Genomic DNA, 23120 nt, shown 5'->3' on the forward strand with positions numbered 1-23120 from the left:
GGGGTCAAGCGGTCGCCGTGGAACGGTGAACGGCATCGCGGAAGTTGTTCACCGACTGTTCGCGGAGGTGGGTCACCCAGCGTGTAGCGGGTTGTTTCTGCTGGTGGGTGGCGCTTTCCGTAGTGCTGCCAGGTGGGCGGCGCTGCTCGGTGGGTGCCCACGTCCGAGTGATGGCCGCGGCGTCGGTGATCGGTCGGCTGGGCTTAGGTCGGCCGTTCTCGTTGTCGGCGCTCATCTTGCCAAAACGACCAGTGGTCGACGGTGAGTTCCGTGTTGGGCACCCATGGCGTTGAGTTCTCCACAGGGAGCCAACCCGGCCCCCGCCACCCGAGGAGGCACCGCCCGAGATGATCGGTAGCGAAAGGTCGGACAGCTGGCGCAGGGCGTTCCAGGTCGAACTCCGCGCGGAGGCCATCGGTCTCGCGTTCCGCGGATGGCCGGTACTCCCGGGCACCTACCCGGCCGGTGCGCAGTGGGCGGGCCGACAGGACTTCGAGGCCACCGGGCCGGTTCCGGTGCACGACGACTGGCAGGCGCGGATCGGCACCCGGTCCGACCAGGTCGCCACCTGGTGGGCCGGGCAGCCCTACAGCCTGCTGCTGGCCACCGGTGCCGGGTACGACGCCATCGAGGTCGACGTCGAACTGGGTCGCCGGGCCGCGGGTGTGCTGCGCTCCGTGGGGGTGCCGGTGCCGATCATCGCCACGCCGGACAGCAAGTGGTTGTTCCTGACCACTTCGAACCGGGCGCTCGACGCCGAACTCGCCGAGAGCGGTGTGGTCCTGCGCGGTGCGGGTGAGTGGATCACCCTGCCGCCGAGCCCGGCCAGCCACGGCGTCGTGCACTGGCGGGTCAAGCCCGAGGTGTGCGGGTGGCAGATCCCGGCGTCGCGGGTGGTGCAGGACGCGCTGCTCGACGCGTTGGGGCTGCCCACCTACGACCGGTTGGCCACCCAGTTGGTCACCGCCGACTAGCTCGACCGGTTCCGGTCCGAGTGCGACAGACCCACAACTGAATGACCACTGTGGTCGGTCCCGTGCGCGCCCGCCGCGAGCACGGACCGCCACTCCCGCCAGTCCGCGACGGCGACACCCCTTCCGCCCCTGGTGCGTGTCGCCGCCGGACCGGCAGCCAGCCGAGCACCGCTGGAGGCGTCCGTCTCCCGCACGCGCACGGATCTGGGACGAGCGGCCACCAGGCCGCGGTCGGCGAAACCCGCCCCGGGAATGCCATCCGCTCGACACCATCCGCCTCCCAGGTGTCGACGACCGGTAGTCCCCGCCGATCGGTTCCCGGAGTCCGAGCGCCGCGGTCGCAGACGGATCGCCGCGGGCTCGGTGGCAGGCAGCGCGCCGGGGTTGCGCGCCGACATCTTGTCGGCGCCCCCCGGCGCCGCTGCTTTTCCCACCCCGCTGCTTCCCGCTCGCTGCTTTCCCAAGCCCACTGTGTTTCCGGCCCCGCAGGATCTCCGGGTCCGCGTGATCAGTCCCGGATGGTGTTGAGGACTGTGGTGAGCACGGCTATGGCGCCCTTCTTGTTCAACGGGTCATTGCCGTTGCCGCACTTGGGGGACTGGACGCAGGAGGGGCACCCCTCGGGGCACTCGCAGGCGGCTATCGCCTTCCTCGTCGCGGTCAGCCACGGGATGAGGGCCGCGTGGCCCCGGTCGGCGAAACCCGCTCCGCCGGGGTGGCCGTCGTGGACGAAGACCGTGGGCTGCTCGGTGTCGGGGTGCAGGGCGGTGGAGACGCCGCCGATGTCCCAGCGGTCGCAGGTGGCGAACAGGGGCAGCAGGCCGATCGCGGCGTGCTCCGCCGCGTGCAGGGCGCCGGGGACCTCCGAGCGCTTCAGGCCCGCTCGGTCCAAGCCCTTCCCGGTCACCAGGTCCTCGGTGAGGGTGTACCAGACGGCGCGGGTGTGGAGGGTGTTCTCCGGGAGGTCCAGGGGGATCTGGTCCAGGACCTCGCCGCTGGGGAGCTTGCGCAGGTAGGCGACGACCTGCGAGGTCACCGCGACCTCGCCCAGGCAGACCCGGACCTCGCCGCCGCCCAGGGCCGGGTGGACCGTCTCCGACACCGTGTCGAGGATCGTGATGTCGACCAGTTCGCGCGGGGTGGTGGTCCACTCGGGGGTCTCCGGGTGGACCATGGCCAAGCCGGACTCCAGGTCGAGTTCGTCGACCACGTACGACGAGCCCTGGTGCAGGTAGATGGCGCCGGGGTGCACGGTGGCGCAGGCGTTGCCGGGGTTGACCGTACCGAGCATCCGGCCCGAGTCCGCTTCCACCACGGCGATCTGGTCGCCGCCCGAGCCGCGGATGTCGACCAGGCCGTGCGGGCGTTCGCGCTGGGTCCAGTACCAGCCGGTGGGCCGCTTGCGGAGGGTTCCCTCGGCCACAAGGTCATCGAGGACCGCCCTCGCCTGCTCGCCGCCGAAGTCGGGGAGGCAGTCCGCGGTCAGCGGGAGTTCGGCGGCGGCGCAGGCCAGTTGCGGGGCCAGGACGTACGGGTTGCCCGGGTCGGTGACGGTGGCCTCGACGGGCTTGTCGAGGACCGCGGCGGGGTGGTGCACCAGGTAGGTGTCCAGCGGGTCGTCCCTGGCCACGAAGACGACCAGGGAGCCGTCGCCCGCCCGGCCCGCCCGCCCCGCCTGCTGCCAGAACGAGGCGAGGGTCCCGGGGTAGCCCGCGACCACCACGGCGTCGAGGCCCGCGATGTCGACACCCAGTTCCAGGGCGTTCGTGCTGGCCACGCCCAGGAGGCGGCCGTCGGCGAGGGCGGCTTCGAGGGCCCGGCGCTCCTCCGGGAGGAACCCGGCGCGGTAGGCGGCCACCCGGTCGGGCAGGTCGGCGTCGACCTCGGCGAGGATGCGCTTGGCGCCGAGCGACGTCAGCTCCGCGCCCAGGCGGGAGCGGACGAACGCCAGCGTGCGCGCCCCCTCGATCACCAGGTCGGCGAGGATGCGGGCGGACTCGGCGCCCGCCGAGCGGCGGACCGGGGCGCCGTTCTCCCCCGCCACGTCGTCGAGCAGCGGGGGTTCCCAGAGGGCGACCGTGCGGGCGCCGCGCGGGGAGCCGTCGTCGGCGACCGCTGCGCAGTCCACTCCGGACAGGCGGGTGGCGGAGGCGGCCGGGTTCGACACCGTGGCCGAGGCCAGCACGAACACCGGGTCGGCGCCGTAGCGGCGGCACACCCGGCGCAGCCTGCGCAGCAGCAGGGCCACGTGCGAGCCGAACACGCCCCGGTAGGAGTGGCACTCGTCGACGACGACGTAGCGCAGGCGGCGGAAGAACATCGACCAGCGGCCGTGGGCGGGCAGGATGCCGCGGTGGAGCATGTCCGGGTTGGTGAACACCCAGCGGGCGTGCGCGCGCACCCAGTCGCGCTCGGCGGTCGGGGTGTCGCCGTCGAAGGAGGCGGCGCGGACGCCGGGGAGGTCGAGGGCGGAGACCGAGCGCAACTGGTCGGCACCGAGGGCCTTGGTGGGGGAGAGGTAGAGCGCGGTGGCGCGGGTGTCGCCGGTCAGGGCGGTCAGCACCGGAAGCTGGTAGGCCAGGGACTTCCCGGAGGCGGTGCCGGTGGCGATGACCACGCTGCGGCCCGCGTGCGCGTGCTCGGCCGCCTCGACCTGGTGCGACCACGGTTCGCGCACGCCGCACGCGGTGAACGCGGCGCGCACGGGGTCGGGCGTCCACTCCGGCCACGGGACCACCCTGGCCGCCCGCTCGGGCAGCTCGGCGACGTGGGTCAGCGGCTCCTCGCCCGCAGGCACCCCGGCGAGCACCCGCCTGAGCAGGTGGGTGCCCCGGTCCGGCTCCGCCGCGCCCGCCGGGAGAGCCGCGACCGTCGGGAGATCTGTGGCCGACTCGACACGCACCCCCCGATTTTCGCACAGGTGTACGAGGTTCCCGTGCTCCGCGGGGCGACACGCGGTGTGATCATGAGATTTCGATCACACTACGGCGGTGTTGCATAACGGAGGGTGCACGGTGTGGAACAGATTCGCGTCAGTGATCCGCTTTACCAATAGACTTCCGAGCGGACCACTGATTGTGGTGGCCCACACGTGCAAACGGGGTCGGTGGACGTCGTGTGGTAGTGGCGGTCGGCCGGCGCTGAACACCAGGCAGATCCTCAGGAGGCCGGATGTCCGGGCAGTCCCTCGCGGCAGATCTGACACTCACCGGCGGCGACCGCGGTGTCGTCGTCGTGGTCGCCGTGATCGCCCTAGCCGCGCTCGCCGTCGGGTACGTCCTCATCAGGGAGGTCCTGGCCGCGGGCCAGGGCACCCTGAAGATGCAGGACATCGCCAGGGCGGTCCAGGAAGGCGCGGCGGCGTATCTCAAGCGACAGCGCAACACCCTGCTGGTCTTCGGCACAGTGGTGTTCCTGCTGCTGTTCCTGCTACCGGCCGACAGCGGTGGTGAACGGATAGGACGATCGCTGTTCTTCCTGGTCGGCGCCGTCTTCTCGTTCGCCATCGGGTACCTCGGCATGTGGCTGGCCACCCAGGCCAACCTGCGCGTCGCGGCCGCGGCCAACGAGCAGGGGGGCCGGGAGACCGCCACCAGGATCGCGTTCCGCACCGGCGGCGCCGTGGGCATGGCGACGGTCGGCCTCGGCCTGTTCGGGGCGGCCATCGTGGTGCTGGTCTACACCGGCGCCGCGCCCAAGGTGCTGGAGGGCTTCGGCTTCGGCGCCGCGCTGATCGCGATGTTCATGCGGGTCGGCGGCGGCATCTTCACCAAGGCCGCCGACGTCGGCGCCGACCTCGTCGGCAAGGTCGAGCAGGGCATCCCCGAGGACGACCCGCGCAACGCCGCGACCATCGCCGACAACGTGGGCGACAACGTCGGCGACTGCGCGGGCATGGCGGCCGACCTGTTCGAGTCCTACGCGGTCACGCTGGTCGCGGCGCTCATCCTGGGCTCCACCGCGTTCGGCTCCAAGGGTCTGCTGTTCCCGCTGATCGTCCCGGCGCTCGGCGTGGTCACCGCGATGCTCGGCGTCTACATCACCAGGGCCAGGGCGGGGGAGAGCGGGCTGACGACGATCAACCGCTCGTTCTACATCTCGGCGCTGATCTCGGCCGTGCTGTGCACCGCGGCGGCGTTCATCTTCCTGCCGAGCTCGTTCTCCGCGCTGACCGACGGCACCCAAGCGAGCACCGCGGGCAACCCGGCGCTGATCGCCGCGGTGGCCGTGATCATCGGCATCGTGCTGGCGGGGGTCATCCTCTGGCTGACCGGCTACTACACCGGCACCGAGTACAAGCCGGTCAAGGAGGTCGGCAAGACCTCGCTGACCGGTGCGGCGACCGTGGTCCTGTCCGGCATCTCGGTCGGCTTCGAGTCGGCGGTCTACACCGCGCTGGTCATCGGCGCGGCGGTGTACGGCGCGTTCCTGCTGTCCGGTTCGGTCGTGGTGGCGCTGTTCGCCATCGCGCTGGCGGGCTGCGGGCTGCTGACCACGGTCGGCGTGATCGTCGCCATGGACACCTTCGGGCCGGTGTCGGACAACGCCCAGGGCATCGCGGAGATGTCCGGCGACGTGACCGACGAGGGCGCGAAGATCCTCACCGAGCTGGACGCGGTCGGCAACACCACCAAGGCCATCACCAAGGGCATCGCCATCGCCACCGCGGTGCTGGCGGCGACCGCCCTGTTCGGCTCCTACCAGGACGCCATCGGCAAGGCGCTGGTCAAGGCCGGGGAGACGTTCGACCCGACCGCGTTCCTGGTGTTCAGCCCGGACGTGCTGGTCGGCGTGCTGATCGGCGCGGCGGTGGTGTTCATGTTCTCCGGCCTGGCGATCAACGCGGTGACCAGGGCGGCGGGCGCGATCGTGTTCGAGGTGCGCCGCCAGTTCCGGGAGATCCCGGGGATCATGGAGGGCACCGGCAAGCCGGAGTACGGCAGGGTCGTGGACATCTGCACCCGCGACTCGCTGCGCGAGCTGGCCACCCCGGGCCTGCTGGCGGTGCTGGCGCCGATCGCGGTCGGGTTCGGCCTCGGGGTCGGGCCGCTGGCCGGGTACCTGGGCGGCGCGATCGCCACCGGCACGCTGATGGCGGTGTTCCTGGCCAACTCCGGTGGCGCCTGGGACAACGCGAAGAAGCTGGTCGAGGACGGCAACCACGGCGGCAAGGGGTCCGAGGCGCACGCCGCCACGGTCATCGGCGACACCGTCGGCGACCCGTTCAAGGACACCGCCGGTCCGGCGATCAACCCGCTGATCAAGGTGATGAACCTGGTCTCGGTGCTGATCGCGCCCGCCATCGTGGGCTGGTCGGTCGGCGCGGACGCCTCGACCGGGCTGCGGGTGAGCATCGCGGTGGTCGCCCTGGTGCTGATCGTGGTGGCCGTGGTGATCTCCAAGCGGCGCGGCACGGCCATCGCCGACGCGCCCGCGGAGGCGGCCAACCGGCCCTGATCCGCCGCACCCGACCGGGGCTCGACCGGCGCACGCCGGTCGAGCCCCGGTCGGCGTTCCCGGTGCGCGCGTGCGAGCATCGGAGCGATTTCCGGCGCCCCCGGCTGAGGAGTGCTCAATGTCACGTCGCCCCGTTGTCGCCCTGGAACCGGCATCCGCCGCCCCGGGGTCCTGAGCGCCGGGGCCGCCGCGGTGGGGCTGGTCCTCGCCGCCGTGGTCGGGTGCACCGGGACGACCGGCGACGACCCGGCGGCCAAGATCGCCTGGTCGGGTGAACTGTGCGCGGCGGTGACCTCGGCGTCCGCCGTGCTGGCCACCCCGCCCCCGGTTGCCGACCCCGCCGACCCGGCCTCGGTGCGAAGCGCGGTGGAGACCTACCTCACGTCCGTCACCCGGGGTCTGACCGAGGCCGTGGACACCACGACCAGGCTGCGCTCCTCCCCCGTGACCGGCGGTGATGCCGTGGCCGCGGGCGCGGCGACCGCCTACGACGCCGTGCGCGCTCCCCTCGACGCGGCGTTGATCACCCTGCGGGGTGATCCGAGCCCGGGTGCGGCGCTGACCGCGCTGGCCGAGGTGGTGCCCCGGATCACGTCGGCGGTGCCACCGGAACCGCTCCGGGTCGAACCCGATTCGGAATTCACCCGATGGGCGCAGCAGGCACCGCAGTGTGCCGACGTGCCCGCGCTGCGTCGCTGAACCGATTCCGGGCGCTTCCGCCAGTCGAACCCTTGTTCTATTCTGCCTGTCGTGGCGCAGCAGATGTCGATCTTCTCCGCGGAGGTCAGCCACCCCGGCGTCGCCGACCTCGCGGGGCTGCTGTGCGGGCCGGGGCGCACGGCCGTCTTCGCCCGCGCCACCGCCCGGCTCCTCCTCCCCGTCGACGACCAGTGGCGGGCGAACGCCCTGGTCAAAGCCTGCGCCGAGCGCGGGGTGGCGGCCGAGGTCCGAACCTGCGAGGAGTCCGGCGGCCCGCGGTTGAGCACCGCCTTCCGCCGCGACCTGGCCCCGCTGGCGAGCGCCTGGACCGACCCCGCGGGCGGCAAGGCCGTCCCCGACTGCTTCCTCCCCGACGGCGCCGCGCTGCGCATGTGGGTGCTCGCGGCCGGGCGCTGGACCGACGGGGGCTACCTGCTGCCCCTCGACCCGACCGCCCCGCACACCCACGCCCCGCTGGCCGAGGCCCTGCTGCGCTGCGGCCTCCCGGCGACCGCCCCGACCGCGAAGGGCGAGGTCCCGGGCCTGCGCGTGGTCGGCAGGCGCAGGCTGGCCCGGCTGCTGGAACTGGTCGGCCCGCCCACCGGACCGGGGTGCGCCGACCAGTGGCCCGCCGTTTCCCGGATGCGCGCCGTGTCCTGAGCGTGCTACTGGTGGAAAGGGGGTCATACTCGGTCGGCCGATCTCCAGCGCTGGGCAACCTGGAATAGGGCTTTTCCTCATCAGCGTGCACACTGACTGGCTGACGCAGGCTTGGTACGGGGTTCACAGGAAGCGGGACAGCGTGGCAGCGACGAAGAAAAGCGCAGGTACCGGCGGTGCCGAACTGCGGCGGCTGGTGATCGTCGAATCACCCGCCAAGGCCCGCAAGATCGCCTCCTACCTCGGCCGCAACTTCGTCGTCGAGTCCTCCCGGGGCCACATCCGCGACCTGCCGCGCAAGGCCGCGGAGGTGCCGGAGAAGTACAAGGGCGAGTCCTGGTCCAACCTCGGCGTCAACGTCGACCACGGCTTCGAGCCGATCTACATCGTCACCCCGGACAAGAAGTCCACGGTGACCGAGCTCAAGAGCCTGCTCAAGGACGTCGACGAGCTGTACCTGGCCACGGACGGCGACCGCGAGGGCGAGGCCATCGCCTGGCACCTGCTGGAGGCGCTCAAGCCCAAGGTGCCGGTGCGCCGGATGGTCTTCCACGAGATCACCGAGCCCGCCATCATCGCCGCCGCGCAGAACACCCGCGACCTCGACCGCGACCTGGTCGACGCCCAGGAGACCCGGCGCATCCTCGACCGCCTCTACGGCTACGAGGTCAGCCCGGTGCTGTGGAAGAAGGTCATGCCGCGGCTGTCGGCGGGCCGCGTGCAGTCGGTGGCCACCCGGATCGTGGTGCAGCGCGAGCGCGAGCGGATGGCGTTCGTCGCGGCCAACTACTGGGACATCGCCGCGACCATGGACGCGGGCAAGGAGGCCGAGCCGCCCACCTTCGGCTCCCGGCTGCTCTCCGTCGACGGCGTGCGGCTGGCCACCGGCCGCGACTTCGGCCAGGACGGCAAGCTCAAGGCAGGCGCCGAGGTGCTGCTGCTCGCCGAACCCGAGGCCCAGCGGCTCACCCAGGCCCTGGCCGGTGCGCACCTCACCGTCTCCAGCGTCGAGGAGAAGCCCTACACCCGCAAGCCGTACGCGCCGTTCATGACCTCGACGCTGCAGCAGGAGGCGGGCCGCAAGCTGCGCTTCGGCTCGGACCGGACCATGCGCACCGCCCAGCGGCTGTACGAGAACGGCTACATCACCTACATGCGAACCGACAGCACCACGCTGTCGGAGACGGCGATCGACGCGGCCCGCTCGCAGGCCACCGACCTCTACGGCGCCCAGTTCGTGCACCCGACCCCCCGGCAGTACACCCGGAAGGTCAAGAACGCCCAGGAGGCGCACGAGGCCATCCGCCCCGCCGGTGAGGTGTTCCGCACCCCCGGGCAGGTGGCCGGTGAGCTGGAGACCGACGAGTTCCGCCTCTACGAGCTGATCTGGCAGCGCACCATCGCCTCCCAGATGGCCGACGTGCGCGGCACCACCATGACCGTGCGGATCACCGGCAACGCCTCCAGCGGCGAGGAGTGCGTGTTCTCCTCCTCGGGTCGCACCATCACCTTCCCCGGCTTCCTGCGCGCCTACGTCGAGGCGGTCGACTCCGAGGAGGGCGGCGAGGCCGACGACTCCGAGCGCAGGCTGCCGCTGCTGACCAAGGGCCACGCGGTCACCGCGACCGACCTGTCCGCCGACGGGCACAGCACCAGCCCGCCGCCGCGCTACTCCGAGCCCAGCCTGGTCAAGGCGCTCGAGGAGCTGGGCATCGGCCGCCCGTCGACCTACGCCTCCATCATCAACACCATCCAGGACCGCGGCTACGTGTGGAAGAAGGGCTCCGCCCTGGTCCCGTCGTGGATCGCGTTCTCCGTGGTGGGCCTGCTCGAGCAGCACTTCGAGCGGCTGGTCGACTACGACTTCACCGCCGCCATGGAGGAGGAGCTCGACGGCATCGCCGCGGGCACCCAGCAGCGCACCGACTGGCTGTCCGGGTTCTACTTCGGCGGCACCGTCGGCCCGGAGGGCTCGGTGGGCCGCTCCGGCGGGCTCAAGCAGCTCGTCGGCTCCGGTGTGGACAACATCGACGCCAAGGTCGTGAACTCGATCCCGGTGTTCTCCGACGCCGAGGACCGCCCCATCGTCGTCCGGGTCGGCCGCTACGGGCCGTACCTGGAGCGCGAGGTCGAGGGCGAGGCCCAGCCGCAGCGGGCGAACCTGCCCGAGGACCTGCCGCCGGACGAGCTGGACCTGGAACTGGCCGAGAAGCTGTTCGCCACCCCGATGGAGGGGCGCAGCCTGGGCACCGACCCGGTCACCGGGCACGAGGTCGTGGCCAAGGAGGGCCGGTTCGGCCCCTACGTCACCGAGGTCCTGCCCGAGCCGGAGGAACCCCCGGCCCCGGTCGAGGGCGCCAAGAAGACCCGCGCCAAGGCCCCGGCGAAGCCCAAGCCGCGCACCGGCTCGCTGTTCAAGTCGATGTCGCTGGACACCGTCACCCTCGACGACGCGCTCAAGCTGCTCTCCCTGCCGCGGGTGGTGGGCACCGACCCGACCTCCGGCGAGGAGATCACCGCGCAGAACGGCCGGTACGGGCCCTACCTCAAGAAGGGCACCGACTCCCGGTCGCTGACCGGCGAGGACCAGATCTTCTCGGTGACCCTGGACGAGGCGCTCAAGATCTACGCCGAGCCCAAGAAGCGCGGCAGGCAGGCCGCCGCGTCGGCCCCGCCGCTGCGCGAGATGGGCGAGGACCCGGTCTCGAAGAAGCCGATGGTGGTCAAGGACGGCCGGTTCGGCCCGTACGTCACCGACGGCGAGACCAACGCCTCGCTGCGCAAGGCCGACAACGTCGAGACCCTCACCGACGAGCGGGCCAGCGAACTGCTCGCGGAGAAGCGCGCCAAGGGCCCCGCCCCCAAGCGCACCCCCGCGCGCCGCACGACGACCGCCGCGAAGAAGCCCGCCGCGAAGAAGGCCCCGGCCAAGTCCAAGGGCTGACAGACCGCGGCACCCGGGGGTGGACGGTCATGTCCACCTCCGGGATGACCCGGGACCCGGCGCACCCCGGCTACCCTGGGCGCGTCTACGGCGTGGAAAGAGGGTGGCTGTCATCAGCGGCGACGGGGACACCGGGGACGGCAAGCCCCCGGTCGGCGGCGAGGGCTCGATGGCTTACCGGGCGCGCAGCGTGCTGTCCATCCGCCCCTTCCGCAGGCTCTGGGGCGTCACCTACCTGTGCAGCATGGGCGACTGGCTGGCGCTGCTGGCGCTGAGCGGGCTGGCCAGCCAGTTCACCCAGGGCTACAAGGCGCAGAGCTTCGCCTTCGCCGGTGTCGTGCTGACCCAGTTGCTGCCCGGGCTGCTGTTCGCCCCGCTCGGCGGGCTGTTCGCCGACCGGTTCGACCGGCGCAAGGTGATGGCCTTCGCCGACGTCGGCCGGTTCGGGCTGCTGCTGTCGATCGCCCTCGTCGGCTCGACGCTGTGGCTGTTCATCGGCAACTTCCTGGTCGGCTGCTGCGCGCTGCTGTGGATTCCGTCGAAGGACGCCGCGGTGCCCAACCTGCTGCGCAGACCGGACCAGGTGGAGACGGCCAACCAGCTCGGGCTGGTGATGACCTACGGCATCTCGGTGATCAGCGGCGCGGGCCTCTACGCGCTGATCAACGGGGTCAGCACCAACCTCAACCTGCGCTTCGACGACACCGGCCTCGGCATCGTCAAGGTCATCCTGATCCTCACCGCGCTGTTCTACCTGACCAGCGCCCTGCTCATCGCCACCCGCATCCCCGAGCTGTCGCGCCGGGTGGTGGCCAAGCCGGTCGAGCGGGCCGCGGAGGAGACCGCGCCGGAGGTCAAGTCCGGCTTCCTGGCCATGGTCCGCGACGCGGGCCGGTTCGTGCGGAGCACCCCGCTGGTGCGCGGGCTGCTCATCGGCATGGTCGGCGCGTTCGCCGCGGCCGGTGCCCTGGTGGGCTCCGCGCAGCTCTACGGCAAGAGCCTCGGCGGTGGCGAGTCGACGTTCGGCCTGCTGTTCGTCGCGCTGTTCGTGGGCCTGGTGCTGGGCATGACCGGGTCGCCGAAGCTGGCCCGCAGGCTGCCGCGCAACCGGATGTTCGGCATCGCCATCGTGATCGCGGGCCTGTCGCAGCTCATGCTGGCGATCTCGCCGCACCCGGTCGTGACGCTGCCGTTCGTGGTGCTGCTCGGCGCGTGCGCGGGCGCGGCCTTCCTGACCGGGGTGACGATCATCGGCACCGAGGTCGAGGACGCCATCCGCGGCCGGATCAACGCCATCTACCAGTCCATGATGAAGCTCATCCTGGCCGGTTCGATGGCGCTGACACCGCTCCTGGTCGGCCTGGTCCGGCCGCACACGATCACCGTGTTCGGCCGGGACATGGTGGTCGACGGCACCCGGCCGGTGCTGCTCGGCGCGGGGATCATCGCCGCACTGGTCGGCGTGATCGCCTACCGGCAGATGGACGACCGGCGCTCGGAGAGCATCCTGTCCGACCTGCTCTCGGCGGTGCGCGGCAAACCGCGGCGCAGCACCGGGCTGCTGATCGCCGTCGAGGGCAACACGCACTTCGACACCTCCACCCAGGCGCACCGGCTCGCCGACTGGCTGCGCGGGCCCGGCCGCAAGGAGGTCCTGCTCGCCACGGACCCGGTGCTCGACGACGCGAAGCTGCGCGCGGTGCTGTCCGGGGCGCAGCTCTCCAGCGCCCGCGCGCACGCGCTGGTGGCCGCCGCCGTGCGCGCCGACCTGGTGGAACGGGAAATCCGGCCCGCCCTGGACCGCGGCGCGCTGGTGGTCATGGAGCGCTTCGTCGACAGCCCGCTGGCGCACCTGTCCGCCGCGGCCGACCTCGACTCCGCCGAGCTGGAGGGGCTGGCCGACTGGGCCACCTCGCGGCTGCGGCCGGACATCACGATCCTGCTCGACCGCGACCCGGCCGCGCTGCCGCCGCGGCCCGGCAGCGTCGAGCACCACTGGCACGTCCGGGGCGTGCTCACCGACATGGCCGCCGCGGACCCCGACCGGTACGTCGTGGTCGACGGCGACGGCTCGGCCGACGAGGTCGCCGCCCGGGTCGCCGCGGCGGTCTACGTGGCGCTGGTGACCAGGAACGTGCCCGGTTTCGCCGAGGACGAGCCGGTGAAGACACCGGTCGACGCGGGTTGACGCCGGTCGAGGCGGGATGACCCACTGGATTCGTGAGGTGATGGGCTGATGGGCGTCTGGTCCCAGGTCGTCGGGCAGCCGGACGCGGTGCGGGTCCTCGGGACCGCCGCGGTGGCCGCGCGCGGGTTGGTCGACGGCACCGGGACGGCGGCGGGCATGACGCACGCCTGGCTGTTCACCGGGCCCCCCGGGTCGGGCCGGTCGGTGGCGGCGCGGGCGTTCGCGGCGGCGCTGCAGTGCACCACCCCGGGGGAACCGGGGTGCGGGGAGTGCCAGGGCTGCCACACCAGCATGTCCGGCACCCACGCCGACGTGCGGATGGTCGTCCCGGAGGGGCTGTCGATCTCGGTGGCCGAGATGCGCGCCCTGGTGCAGACCTCGGCCAGGCGGCCCACCGGCGGGCGCTGGCAGGTCGTGATCATCACCGACGCCGACCGGCTCACCGAGGGCGCGGCCAACGCCCTGCTCAAAGCGGTCGAGGAACCCCCGGCGCGGACCGTCTTCCTGCTCTGCGCACCGTCGGACCACCCGGACGACGTGTCCGTGACCATCCGCTCGCGCTGCCGGGCCATCGCCCTGCGCACCCCCGCCGCCCCGGCCATCGCCGAGGTGCTCCGGCTGCGCGACGGGGTGGACACCGACACCGCGGCGTGGGCGGCCTCGGTGTCCGGCGGGCACGTCGGCCGCGCCCGCCGCCTCGCCACCGACCCGGCGGCCAGGGACCGGCGGGCCAAGGTGCTGCGCATCCCCCTGCACCTGCGCAGACTCTCCGACGTCTTCGACTGCGCCGACGACCTGGTCAAAGCCGCCGAAACCGACGCCAGCGAAGTCAGCGGCACCCGCGACGAAGCAGAGCGGGACGCCCTCAAGACCGCCCTCGGCCACGGCGGCACCGGCAAGGGAGCGGCGTCGGCCACCCGCGGCAGCGCGGGCGCCATCAAGGAACTGGAGAAGCGCCAGAAGTCCCGCGCCACCCGGACCCAGCGCGACGCCCTCGACCTGGCCCTGGTCGACCTGGCGGGCTTCTACCGGGACGTCCTGGTCACCCACGCGGGCGCCTCGGTCGCGCTCAACCACCCGGACCACGCCGAGGGCTCCGCCCAGGCCGCGGGCTCCTGGACGCCGGAGTCGACGCTGCGCAGGCTCGAAGCGGTGCTCGCGTGCCGGGAGGCGCTGGAGCAGAACGTGAAGCCGCGCATCGCCATCGAGGCCATGGTCTCCGCGATGCACTTCGGCTGACCCTGGCCCGTGTGGACTTAAGGACTTAAGGACTTAAGGACTTAAGGATGTAAGGGCGTACGGAGCGGCGGGCTCCGGCTGGCTGGGCGGTTCGGGTCGCCGATCGGGATGGGCGCGGCTTTGCGGGGAACCAGCGGCACCGCAGAACCGCCGCGGCTGGGGCGTGCCCCGCAAGGCTCATCGGAGCCGGAGGTTGATCGCGGCGAGGTGGGTCGGCCTGGTGGCAGGCGGATCGCTCCGCGCAGCGGGGGCGACATCCCGAACTGCCCGAACCGGTTGAAGCACCACCCAACCACATCGCGCCGCTCGCAGCCCCCTGATCACCAGCTCGCAGGGCACGCCCTGGCCGGAACAAGCTCAGCCGCTGCTTTTCCTCGCGCGCGCGTCACCATCCACAACCCCCACCCTCCCGAGGGGATTCGCGGCCCTTGGGGCCATTCTACCTGCGGGGATGTGGTTTTGGGGTGGTGTGGATCTTGGCTGTGGACAACTCGGGGGCGTGTCCACAGGTGGGGTGGACGGGTTGCGGTCGGTGGGGGCCGTGTGCGGGGTGGGGGACGGGGAGGACCGGGCCGGGGCGCCCCGAACGCGCCCCGGCCCGGGGGCGCTAGTCGGTCGTCTTCCGGCGGCGGGTGGGGAGGGCGGCGACGAGGACGACGCCGAACAGCAGCATGGCCGTGCCGGTCCAGAACAGCGGGACCGAGTGGTAGGCGGCGTTCGTGTAGGCGAGTTGCGGGGTCGCCGAGCCCTGCGGGGCGGGGGCGGGCGGGGCCTGGGGGGCCGACGCGGTGCCGCAGACGACGCCGCCCTCGGGGGCGTAGGCCCTGGCGACCTGCTCGCCGAGGGAGACCTGGGCCAGGGCCGAGGGCAGGTTGGGCAGGCCCAGCGCCTCCGTGGGCAGGACCTGGAGGTCGACCATGCGGGCGGTGGCGCCGAGCTGGTAGCCCTTGAACGGCTGGGTGGCCGCCGCGCCGGTCTGGTTCAGGCCCGCGACCGCCAGGCGGAGGACGCCCAGGTCGAGCTTCTGCAGGTCCTTCGACAGCGCGTCCCGCAGCGGTGAGCCGTCGCCCAGCAGGTTGCCGACGATCGGCAGCTTGCCGAGGTCGCCGAGGCCGGGGAGGTCGTCGGCGCCGGGCAGCGGCAGGCTGATCGGGATGTCGAGCTTGGGGTTGGCCGCGTCGAGCCTGCCCAGGCTCTTGCCGCCCTGGGTGACCTCCAGCACCGGGGCGGTGTACTGCACCGCCGAGGTCGCCGCGTCGCCGGTCGAGGTGACCTGGAGGGTCGGCTGGCTGACCACGTTGATGGAGATCTCGAACGGCGTGCCCGCCAGCAGCTTCAACGCCGCCACCTGGAGGGTCGAGGTCGACTGGACGGCCTTGTTGGGGGAGCCGGGGATGTCGACCAGCTTGACCACGGAACGGGCGGAGAGGGTGTTCGGGAGGCTCAGGACCGAGCCGCCGCCCGCGCTGCCCTGGCCGCCGAGGATGCCGCCCAGGGTGCTCAGCGGACCCGCCAGGTTCTTGAGCTGCTCGACGACGGCGTTGTCCGCGGCCTCGTCGAGGTTCGGGGCGTCGAACGCACCGGTGAGGTCCTTGCCGCCGGGCAGGGTCGGGATGGCGTTCAGGGCGGAGATGCTCGCGATGCTGGTGGAGGCGTCGGAGATCGTGTCGACGCACGGGCCGAGCGCGTCGCTCCAGTTGGCGGAGACCGAGCCGTTGAGCGCGCCGACCTTCACCAGGGTGTCCAGCGGGGTGGACGGCGGGTTGATGCCACCGGTCAGCGGGGCCTCGTTGTTCGGCGGTGCCGTCTGCGCCAGCGAGCCGGGGGCCTGCGGGCTCGACCCCTGCACGGCGATGCCGCCGGGGGAGGCCTGCGCGATGGACTTCTCGTAGGCCAGGTACGCCTCGGAGTTCGCCTGGGCGCTGGCCAGCCCGAAGCCCAGCTCCACCGCGGCCTGCTTCGGCAGCTTGTCCGCGGCACCCGGCAGGATCGCCTTGGTCGGGGTCGAGTTCGGCAGCACCCGGATCACCGCCAGCCCGGTCCCGGCGTCGCCCACCGCGTGCCCGAGGGGCTGCGGCGAGGCGGGCGCGGACGCGGGCGGGGCGCCGGGGTTGCCCGGCGCGGGCACCGGCGTCGTCTCCACCTGGGCCGCGGCGGGCCCCGCGGCCAGAGCGAGTACCGACGCGGCCACCGGCAGGGCCAGGACCGCGGGCAGACGTCGACGCATGGTGCCGTTCCTCCTACGAGCGGGTTCTGCTGTCACCCGGGTCGCCGGGCGCACACCCGGTAAACGACGGATACCCCTGCTGGTGACGCGGCAGGGTGCCGGTATAGTGGGTCACGAGCACGCCGCCTTAGCTCAGTCGGCTAGAGCGATTCACTCGTAATGAATAGGTCAAGGGTTCGACTCCCTTAGGCGGCTCGCAGGTCAGAGGGGTTGTCCCGGTTCACCCGGGACAACCCCTCTGTCGTTCCCGCCTCTGTTCGCGTTGACGACCACTGCTGGATCGCAGGTGAGCCGATGCCCCGGTGGCAGATGCGCTGTGGGCCTTTCTCTCGAAGGCTGCGGCGCCTCCGTGCAGAGAAGGTGGAGTGACCTGGGGCACGTTGCTGGTGCTGGGTGTCGGATTCTCGCTTCGATCGGTAATCCGGCAACCTCTTTACTCCCTTCGTGCTCATGGCGACTGTCTTCGAGTTCACGTCGGTACCGCGGGAGGGCTCCCATGCAGGCGGCTGTGGCGGGCAGGTGGCTGCCCGGGACGTTCCTGGCCAGGCTGGGCCCGGTGGCGCCCGCGTTGCTGGACCTGGGCAGGTCGCGCGTGCTGGGGGCGGGCGAGCGACTGATCACCCAGGGGGACGACAACACCAGCGTCTTCCTGCTCGAGTCCGCAGACCGGGACTCGGCAGCGTGCGTGAAGGTCACCGCGACCACGCCCAATGGAACCGAGAGCCTGCTCGGCATTCGACTGGCGGGTGACATCGTCGGTGAACTCGCGGCGCTGCGGGACGACGGCAGGCGGTCCGCGACGGTCACGACGTGCACCGAGACCGTTGTGCACGCCGTGACGCACGAGCGGTTCCTCGGTTTCCTGCGCGCCGAGCCGGTGGCGTGGGAGGCGCTGAGCCGCGTGTTGGCCGACCGGCTCGACTGGGCCAACCGCCGCAGGCTCGACTTCGGTGGCTACGTCGTGCGGGTCCGCCTGGCGCGGGTGCTGCTGGAACTGGCCGAGCGGCACGGCCACGGCGCGGTGGGCGGCATCGCTCTCGGTGTGAAGCTGTCGCAGGCGGAGCTGGGCAGGCTCATCGGTGCTGGTGCCGATGCCGCCGCCGGGGCGGTGGCCGAACTGCGCCGGGCGGGCGTGCTCAGCACCGAGTACCAACGGCCGACGATCACCGACCTCGCCGGGTTGCGCGAGCTCGCAGGCGAGAACTGAGTCGGAATCCGTATTTATCCGTAGTTCCACACCGGCTCTGTCCCCACACTTCTCCCCACACCCCCACTGCGCGAGGACACCGACGTGACCGAACCCTTTCATCGACGTGTGCTGCTGAGCCTGGACGCCCAGGCATACGGCTCACGTGGCGACCACCAGCAGTTGGAGCTGCAGCGCGCGTTGACCCAGGTCGTCGCCGAGGCCGCCGGGCGGGCCGGGGTGGACCTGGCCGCCGCGGACCGGCAGGCCGCGGGCGACGGCATGCTGATCATCCTGGCGCCGGGCTCCTCGGAGGTCGCACCCGTGGACGCGTTCCCCCGCGAGTTGGTCCGGGCGCTGCGCGACTACAACGGCGGCGACCGCGGCGACTCCCCCCGGTTGCGGTTGCGGTTGGCCGTCCACCAAGGACTCGTTGCGACGGGCGACAACGGGTACCCCGGTGCGGGTGTCGTCGTGGTCGCCCGGATGGTCGACAGCGGACCCGCACGCGCCGCGTTGAAGGCGGCCTCGGCCGCCGACCTGGTGCTGCTGGTCTCCCGCACGATCTACTTCGACCTGGTCGTCCAGTCACACACTTCCGTGCAACCACAGGCGTTCCGCCAGGTCGAGTACGAGACGAAGGAGGGCGCGGAAGTCGCGTGGTTGTCCGTCCCCGGTGGCGACGCGCACGCGCTCGACCTCTCCGGTGAGAGCTCGGACGCCTCGGGTGCCGGTCATGCGGGCACAGCCGCCGAAATCCCCGCGAGCGTCGACGCCGCCGCTCCCACCAAGGCGCGCGTCGTGGTCAACGGTGGTGTGCACGGCGGGAACGTGGTGCAGGGCACCCTGCACGGCACCGCGTTCAACTTCGGCATCCAGACCGGTGATCGCCATGACGGCTGAACCGGAACCACCCGACCAGCCCGTCGAAGACCCACCGCCCGACAAGGAGGCGCCGAACACCCTCGAGCACCCTGGCGCGCTCCACTCGGTCCGCAACACCATGAGCGGGACGTTCTACATGAACGCCGCCAACTTCGGTGTTGACGGTGTGTCCGCCAGTCCGTTGACCAGGGCCACCGGCCGGGTCCAGGAGTCCGTCGTGCGGGCGGCGCTCGACCGCTTCGTCACCCCGCCCCGCTTCGACGCGGCGCTCGGCAGGCTGCACCGGGATCGAGTGGTGGTCTTGCGCGGGCTCCGCGGCAGCGGCAAGCGCACGGCGGCGCTGACCATGCTCCGCGAGGTCGGCGCGAGCACCCTCTACGCGTTGTCCCCGCAGGTGACGCTGTCGGAGCTCGCCCAGCGGGACTACGACCGGGGCGCGGGTTATCTCGTGGCCGACCGTCGGGTGGCAGACGCCGACGACTCCGACTTCGACTGGGGGCTGGTGCGTGACCGGGTGCAGGACGAGGGCGCGTACCTGGTGGCCACCGTTGGCAACGAGGCCTCCAACCCCGCCGACGGCACGACGCACGTCGACTGGGTGATGGTCGAACCCGAGCGGGTGCTGCGGGCGCACTGGCCGCACGAGTGGCCCGAAACCCTCCACGAGGTTCTGTGCTCGGTGAACCGGGTGTCCGACGTCATCGAGCTGGCTCGCCGCCTCGCCGCGGGCGAGTCACCGGACGCCGCGGTCACGCACCTCGACGGCAGGGCGGGTGACGTGGTGGCCGACTGGTTCGCGGCGGGACCGACCCGGCGGCAGGTCCTGGAGGTCGCCGCGTTGGCGTTCGCGGTCGGCACGGACGAGCGCACCTACGAGTCCATGCTGCACAAGCTCGTGGAGCACTACGAGCACCACGATCCCGAAGTCCGCCCGGGCGAGTTGGCCGCCGTCGAGGATCGGTTGCGGCAGCGTAGGAGCACCCTGTTCAACGAGAACGAATTGGTGTCCGCCGTACGCTACCGCGACCAGTACGGCGCCGAGCAGACCGCGCTGTGCTTCACCGTCCCCGCCTACCACCGGCACGTCCTGGCCCAGCTGTGGGCGAGGCTGGACGTGCGGTTCTGGGACGCGGTGCGGGACTGGCTCAACGGTGTAGCGGGGCGCCACGGGGACCCGGTCGCGGTCGGACTGGCGGAGCTGGCCGACGTGTCCTTCGGGGAGGCGTTGCCGCTGCTGGAGCGGTGGGCGGGCGGTGAGGTCGGGGCGGGTGGCCAGCACACGGCCGTGCAGACCCTGTGGGCCATGGCCTACCGGGAGCCGTTGGCGTCCGCGGCGTTGCGGGTGGCGACGTCCTGGGTGACCAGGGGCAGCCCGGCTCGGCGCTGGGCCGGGGCGATGGCCTTCAGCGGCGACATCGGCGTCCGGTACCCGCACGACGCGGCCAACCGGTTGTGGCAGCTGTGCGTGCAGTCCCACACCGCCTCGGGCAACGTGGAAATGGTCTTGGCCGCGTTGTTCAGCAGGCTGGTCCACGACACCGCCGACGCCGGGATCGTGCTGTCCGTGCTGCGCACCAAGCTGCGCCGTTTCAGCCGCAGCAGTGCCGATCGGCGCCTGCTGGTGATCGCCATCCGGGCCACCCTCGCGGTGCTGTCCGCCCGCGACGGACGTGCCGCATTCGTGGAATTCCTGGTGTCCGCACCGGACCGGATCGATCTCGTGGCCGAGCTGTGGGCGTCGGTCCTGTGCTACCGCCCCACCCGGCTCGCCGCCCTCACCGCCCTGCGCCAAGCCCTCGACACCGCGGGCCCGGACGCGCTCGACATCGCCGAGCGGCTCGGCCGTGCGCTGGGCGCCACCCTGCCCCCTGACGAACCACCCGCGCTGCGCAGCGACTTCCAAACCCTCGCAGCGCGGAAAGGGGTGCCCATCGGGCCCGTGCTCGCTGCCTTGCTGACCGTGCTGACCGAATTCCCCACCGGAGCTTAGGAACTGGACATGGCACAGCCCTACCCGATCGTCCGACAGGTAGTACTCGACCCCCTCCCGCGCAAGCGGATGTTCGGCCGCGGCCGCAGTGGTCGCACCACCGACGAGATCCCACACCTGGCTGCCCACCACCGCTTGGTCTACCGGGTACGGGGTGACTACGTGGTCGACAACTTCACCATGCCCCTGGATTCATCCACCGTCGTGGACGCCTCGCACGTGTCCGTCGTGGACGTGGCCCGGGACGTGGCGGTGGTCGTGAACCTGACCATACCGTCGCAGGACGCGTCGTCGTTCACCGTGCTCGCCACCTTCCTGTGCTCGGTCACCGACCCGCTCTCGGTGGTGCGCAGCGGGGCGCAGGAGGCCGCGGGCATGCTGCGCGCCTACCTGCGCGGTCACCAGCGGCTGTTCGAGCTGGGGCTGGACTACCCGATCTCCCGGATCAACGAGATCCGGCGCAAGCTCAGCACCCAGGTCATGGCGTACCTGGAGGTCACGCCGCCGCAGTTCCCCGGGGTGGAGGTGGCCCTCGCCAGCGTCGAGGTGATGACACCGGAGGAGCTCTCAGCCCTGGAGCAGTCGCGGCGCGAGGTGGCCGCACAGCACGCGTTGGAATCCGAGCGGCTGCGGACCCAGCACGACATCGTCACCACCCAGCTGTTGCAGGAGCAGAGCTTGCGCGCCGACCGCGAGCTCTGGGACTCCCGGCTCGCCGCTGAGGGCCAGCAGCGGGAGCTGGAGATGGATGCCGAACGACGCGAGTACGAGCTGTTCCAGCAGGCGAAGGCTGCCGAGGCGATCGCGGACGACCCGGTACGAGCGCTGGCGCTCGCCTACTCGAGCAAGGAGATCACCGCCAAGGAACTCGCCGACGGCCTGGCCGCGATCCACGAGACCCGGCGGCAGGACCGGCTCACCGAGGCCGAGGCCGAGCGGGTCGAGCGGCGCCGGGAGACCGAGTGGCAGCGCGAGCGCGAGCGGTTGAGGATCGCGGCGCACCGCGAGGACAGCATCAAGCGGGCCGAGTGGGTGCGTGCTGACCGGAAGATGGACCGCGAGGACCAGCGCCAGCAGTTGCACGCCAAGCTGGCAGTGATCAAGGAGCTGGCCGAGCAGGGCCACCTCGCCACCGCCAACCTGCGGTTGGACTCGGTGGTCAACTCGATGCTGGCGGTTCCCGCCGCACCGGAGCAGGAGGCCCCGGCCCTGCCGGAGCCCGACCGGGATCGATCCCCGGCAAACGGCTTCGCGGGCCTGGACCGCGAAGCCGACGAGATGGTGAGGGAAGAAGATGCCGACTGATCTCGCGTCCCCGCCCGAGCTGGACCCGCGTCCCGTCCGGTCGTCGCTGACCAATGAGGCGATGCCGGGGTTGTACCGGCCGGTCCGGCCCGCTCGGGGTCTCCCGGTGGTGCTGCGCAGGCTGGTCGGCGTCAAGGAGGACATCCTCGACTGGGTGCCGGAGGAGCGACCCCGCTACACCCGGCTGGGGCTGATCGTGCTCAACACCGGAGTGCTCGCCGGGTTCTCGATGACCATCGCCATGGCGACGGTCGGTGCGGTGTCCCCGTGGCTGCTGGTGCCGCTCGGCCTGTTCTGGGGCTTGATCATCATCACTGTCGACAGCTGGCTGATCACCAGCACCAACGGGAGCAGCCGCCACGGGCGGTTGCGGGTCTTCGCGCCTAGGTTGGTGCTCTCGGTGCTGCTCGGCCTGGTGATCGCCGAACCGCTGGTGCTCTGGGTGTTCGGCTCCTCGATCACCGCCGAGATCAAGGAATTCCGGAAGGCGGAGGTCGAGGGCTACCAGAGCACGCTGCGGGTGTGCAACCCGGCCACCGGTGGGCTCAACCAGGACCCGGCCTGCGACGGGTACCGCTTGAACCCCGGTGACACGCCGCAGGCGCTGGAGTCGCAACTCGAAGAGGCCACCGCCATCCGGGACCGGGCCAAGGGCGTGCTGGTCGACCTGGACGCCAAGCACGCCGAGCTGGAGCGGCTGGCGCGCGACGAGTGCGCGGGCCGAGCGGGGCCGGGCCTGACCGCCGTGCCCGGTGAGGGCGGCGAGTGCCTCCGGAACCGGGCCAAGGCCGACCAGTTCCGCGTCGACAACCAGATCGAGAGGCTGCACGTCGAGCAGCTCGGTCTGGAGCAGAAGGTCACCGACCTCACCGACCAGGTCGCCCGCTCCCGCGCGGGCGCGGCGGTGCGGATCGGCGAGGACATCACCGCCAAGGTCGAGGAGAAGCGGGCCAACCTGGTCGGCGTCGACATCCTGGACCAGGTGAGCGCCATGGGGCGCGTCGCCGACCGCGACCTGTTCGCCGAGGTCGCCCAGTGGGTGCTCCGGCTGCTGCTGGTCGCGCTGGACTGCCTGCCGGTCCTGACCAAGCTCATGGGTGGGACGACCGCCTACGACGAGCAGGTCACCCGGCAGTTGGAGGGTGCGAAGCGGTTGCACGACAAGCACATGCACGTCCACGAGAACCGCGATGGTGTTGACCTGGAAATCCAGATGCGGCAGTCCGACCGCAAGCTGCGAGACAGGATCGCGGCCATGACCGCCACCGACCGGGCCAACTCCGCCCGGCGCCGGATCGACGAGGCCGCCGAGATCGACCGGCTGGCAGCTGAACTGGAACGCCGGGGAGGGCGCTGACGGCCGTGG

At 71.8% G+C, this 23120-nt stretch carries 14 protein-coding genes and 1 tRNA gene; 13 read left to right on the top strand and 2 right to left on the bottom strand.

Annotation, left to right across the window (positions count from 1 at the left end; all coding sequences use genetic code 11):
- Positions 1–347: 347 nt before the first annotated feature.
- On the top strand, positions 348–974 hold the full coding sequence (locus UO65_RS25625; RefSeq protein WP_035287272.1) for a bifunctional DNA primase/polymerase: 627 nt from the start codon (positions 348–350) through the stop codon (positions 972–974).
- 508 nt (positions 975–1482) lie between these two features.
- Here UO65_RS25625 and UO65_RS25630 read toward each other — a convergent pair.
- The gene (locus tag UO65_RS25630) at positions 1483–3783 is read right to left on the bottom strand and encodes a DEAD/DEAH box helicase (protein ID WP_084176264.1); all 2301 of its coding nucleotides are present in this window, start codon (positions 3781–3783) and stop codon (positions 1483–1485) included.
- A 362-nt stretch (positions 3784–4145) separates the two neighbouring features.
- Between UO65_RS25630 and UO65_RS25635 the strand changes: the two genes are divergently transcribed.
- The 6 genes from UO65_RS25635 (at position 4146) to UO65_RS25660 (ending at position 14161) form a co-directional block, all read left to right on the top strand.
- Positions 4146–6431, top strand: a complete 2286-nt coding sequence (locus UO65_RS25635; RefSeq protein WP_035287274.1) for a sodium-translocating pyrophosphatase — start codon at positions 4146–4148, stop codon at positions 6429–6431.
- A gap of 192 nt (positions 6432–6623) precedes the next feature.
- Positions 6624–7130, top strand: coding sequence for a hypothetical protein (locus tag UO65_RS33680; protein ID WP_052021763.1), 507 nt, complete (start codon positions 6624–6626; stop codon positions 7128–7130).
- 51 nt (positions 7131–7181) lie between these two features.
- Positions 7182–7790, top strand: a complete 609-nt coding sequence (locus UO65_RS25645) for a hypothetical protein (RefSeq protein ID WP_233427839.1) — start codon at positions 7182–7184, stop codon at positions 7788–7790.
- 142 nt (positions 7791–7932) lie between these two features.
- A complete protein-coding gene (gene topA / locus UO65_RS25650) occupies positions 7933–10734 on the top strand; it encodes a type I DNA topoisomerase (protein ID WP_035287277.1) in 2802 nt (933 codons plus the stop codon).
- Between the two features lie 169 nt (positions 10735–10903).
- A complete protein-coding gene (locus UO65_RS25655; RefSeq protein WP_084176265.1) occupies positions 10904–12922 on the top strand; it encodes a bifunctional MFS transporter/dTMP kinase in 2019 nt (672 codons plus the stop codon).
- 48 nt (positions 12923–12970) lie between these two features.
- Positions 12971–14161: a DNA polymerase III subunit delta' gene (locus UO65_RS25660; RefSeq protein ID WP_035287279.1), complete on the top strand. Its 1191-nt coding sequence runs from the start codon at positions 12971–12973 to the stop codon at positions 14159–14161.
- A gap of 607 nt (positions 14162–14768) precedes the next feature.
- On the opposite strand, the gene UO65_RS25665 is transcribed toward UO65_RS25660, so the two are convergent.
- On the bottom strand, positions 14769–16388 hold the full coding sequence (locus UO65_RS25665; RefSeq protein ID WP_200873464.1) for a hypothetical protein: 1620 nt from the start codon (positions 16386–16388) through the stop codon (positions 14769–14771).
- 121 nt (positions 16389–16509) lie between these two features.
- Between UO65_RS25665 and UO65_RS25670 the strand changes: the two genes are divergently transcribed.
- The 6 genes from UO65_RS25670 (at position 16510) to UO65_RS25695 (ending at position 23111) form a co-directional block, all read left to right on the top strand.
- A tRNA-Thr gene (locus tag UO65_RS25670) sits at positions 16510–16583 on the top strand.
- 301 nt (positions 16584–16884) lie between these two features.
- Complete coding sequence (locus tag UO65_RS25675; protein WP_035287282.1) at positions 16885–17595, top strand: Crp/Fnr family transcriptional regulator; 711 nt, start codon at positions 16885–16887, stop codon at positions 17593–17595.
- Between the two features lie 84 nt (positions 17596–17679).
- Positions 17680–18477, top strand: coding sequence for a hypothetical protein (locus UO65_RS25680; protein ID WP_152552266.1), 798 nt, complete (start codon positions 17680–17682; stop codon positions 18475–18477).
- Entirely contained in the window at positions 18467–20449 is a 1983-nt protein-coding gene (locus tag UO65_RS25685; protein ID WP_052021765.1) for a hypothetical protein, read from the top strand. Before UO65_RS25680 ends, UO65_RS25685 begins: the two co-directional genes overlap by 11 nt.
- Positions 20450–20458: 9 nt before the next feature.
- Complete coding sequence (locus UO65_RS25690; protein ID WP_146241134.1) at positions 20459–21754, top strand: coiled-coil domain-containing protein; 1296 nt, start codon at positions 20459–20461, stop codon at positions 21752–21754.
- The gene (locus UO65_RS25695) at positions 21744–23111 is read left to right on the top strand and encodes a DUF4407 domain-containing protein (RefSeq protein WP_052021766.1); all 1368 of its coding nucleotides are present in this window, start codon (positions 21744–21746) and stop codon (positions 23109–23111) included. The genes UO65_RS25690 and UO65_RS25695 overlap by 11 nt, the downstream gene beginning before the upstream one ends.
- The last annotated feature ends 9 nt before the right edge of the window (positions 23112–23120 follow it).

The sequence above is a fragment of the Actinokineospora spheciospongiae genome (assembly GCF_000564855.1).
GTDB lineage: Bacteria > Actinomycetota > Actinomycetes > Mycobacteriales > Pseudonocardiaceae > Actinokineospora > Actinokineospora spheciospongiae.

Excerpts from the sequence above, each read along its gene's own strand:
- UO65_RS25665 (WP_200873464.1), bottom strand. The coding sequence starts at position 16,388 with ATGCGTCGACGTCTGCCCGCGGTCCTGGCCCTGCCGGTGGCCGCGTCG.
- UO65_RS25685 (WP_052021765.1), top strand. The coding sequence starts at position 18,467 with ATGACGGCTGAACCGGAACCACCCGACCAGCCCGTCGAAGACCCACCG.
- UO65_RS25660 (WP_035287279.1), top strand. The coding sequence starts at position 12,971 with ATGGGCGTCTGGTCCCAGGTCGTCGGGCAGCCGGACGCGGTGCGGGTC.
- UO65_RS25655 (WP_084176265.1), top strand. The coding sequence starts at position 10,904 with ATGGCTTACCGGGCGCGCAGCGTGCTGTCCATCCGCCCCTTCCGCAGG.
- UO65_RS25625 (WP_035287272.1), top strand. The coding sequence starts at position 348 with ATGATCGGTAGCGAAAGGTCGGACAGCTGGCGCAGGGCGTTCCAGGTC.
- UO65_RS25695 (WP_052021766.1), top strand. The coding sequence starts at position 21,744 with ATGCCGACTGATCTCGCGTCCCCGCCCGAGCTGGACCCGCGTCCCGTC.
- UO65_RS25635 (WP_035287274.1), top strand. The coding sequence starts at position 4,146 with ATGTCCGGGCAGTCCCTCGCGGCAGATCTGACACTCACCGGCGGCGAC.
- UO65_RS25675 (WP_035287282.1), top strand. The coding sequence starts at position 16,885 with ATGCAGGCGGCTGTGGCGGGCAGGTGGCTGCCCGGGACGTTCCTGGCC.
- UO65_RS25690 (WP_146241134.1), top strand. The coding sequence starts at position 20,459 with ATGGCACAGCCCTACCCGATCGTCCGACAGGTAGTACTCGACCCCCTC.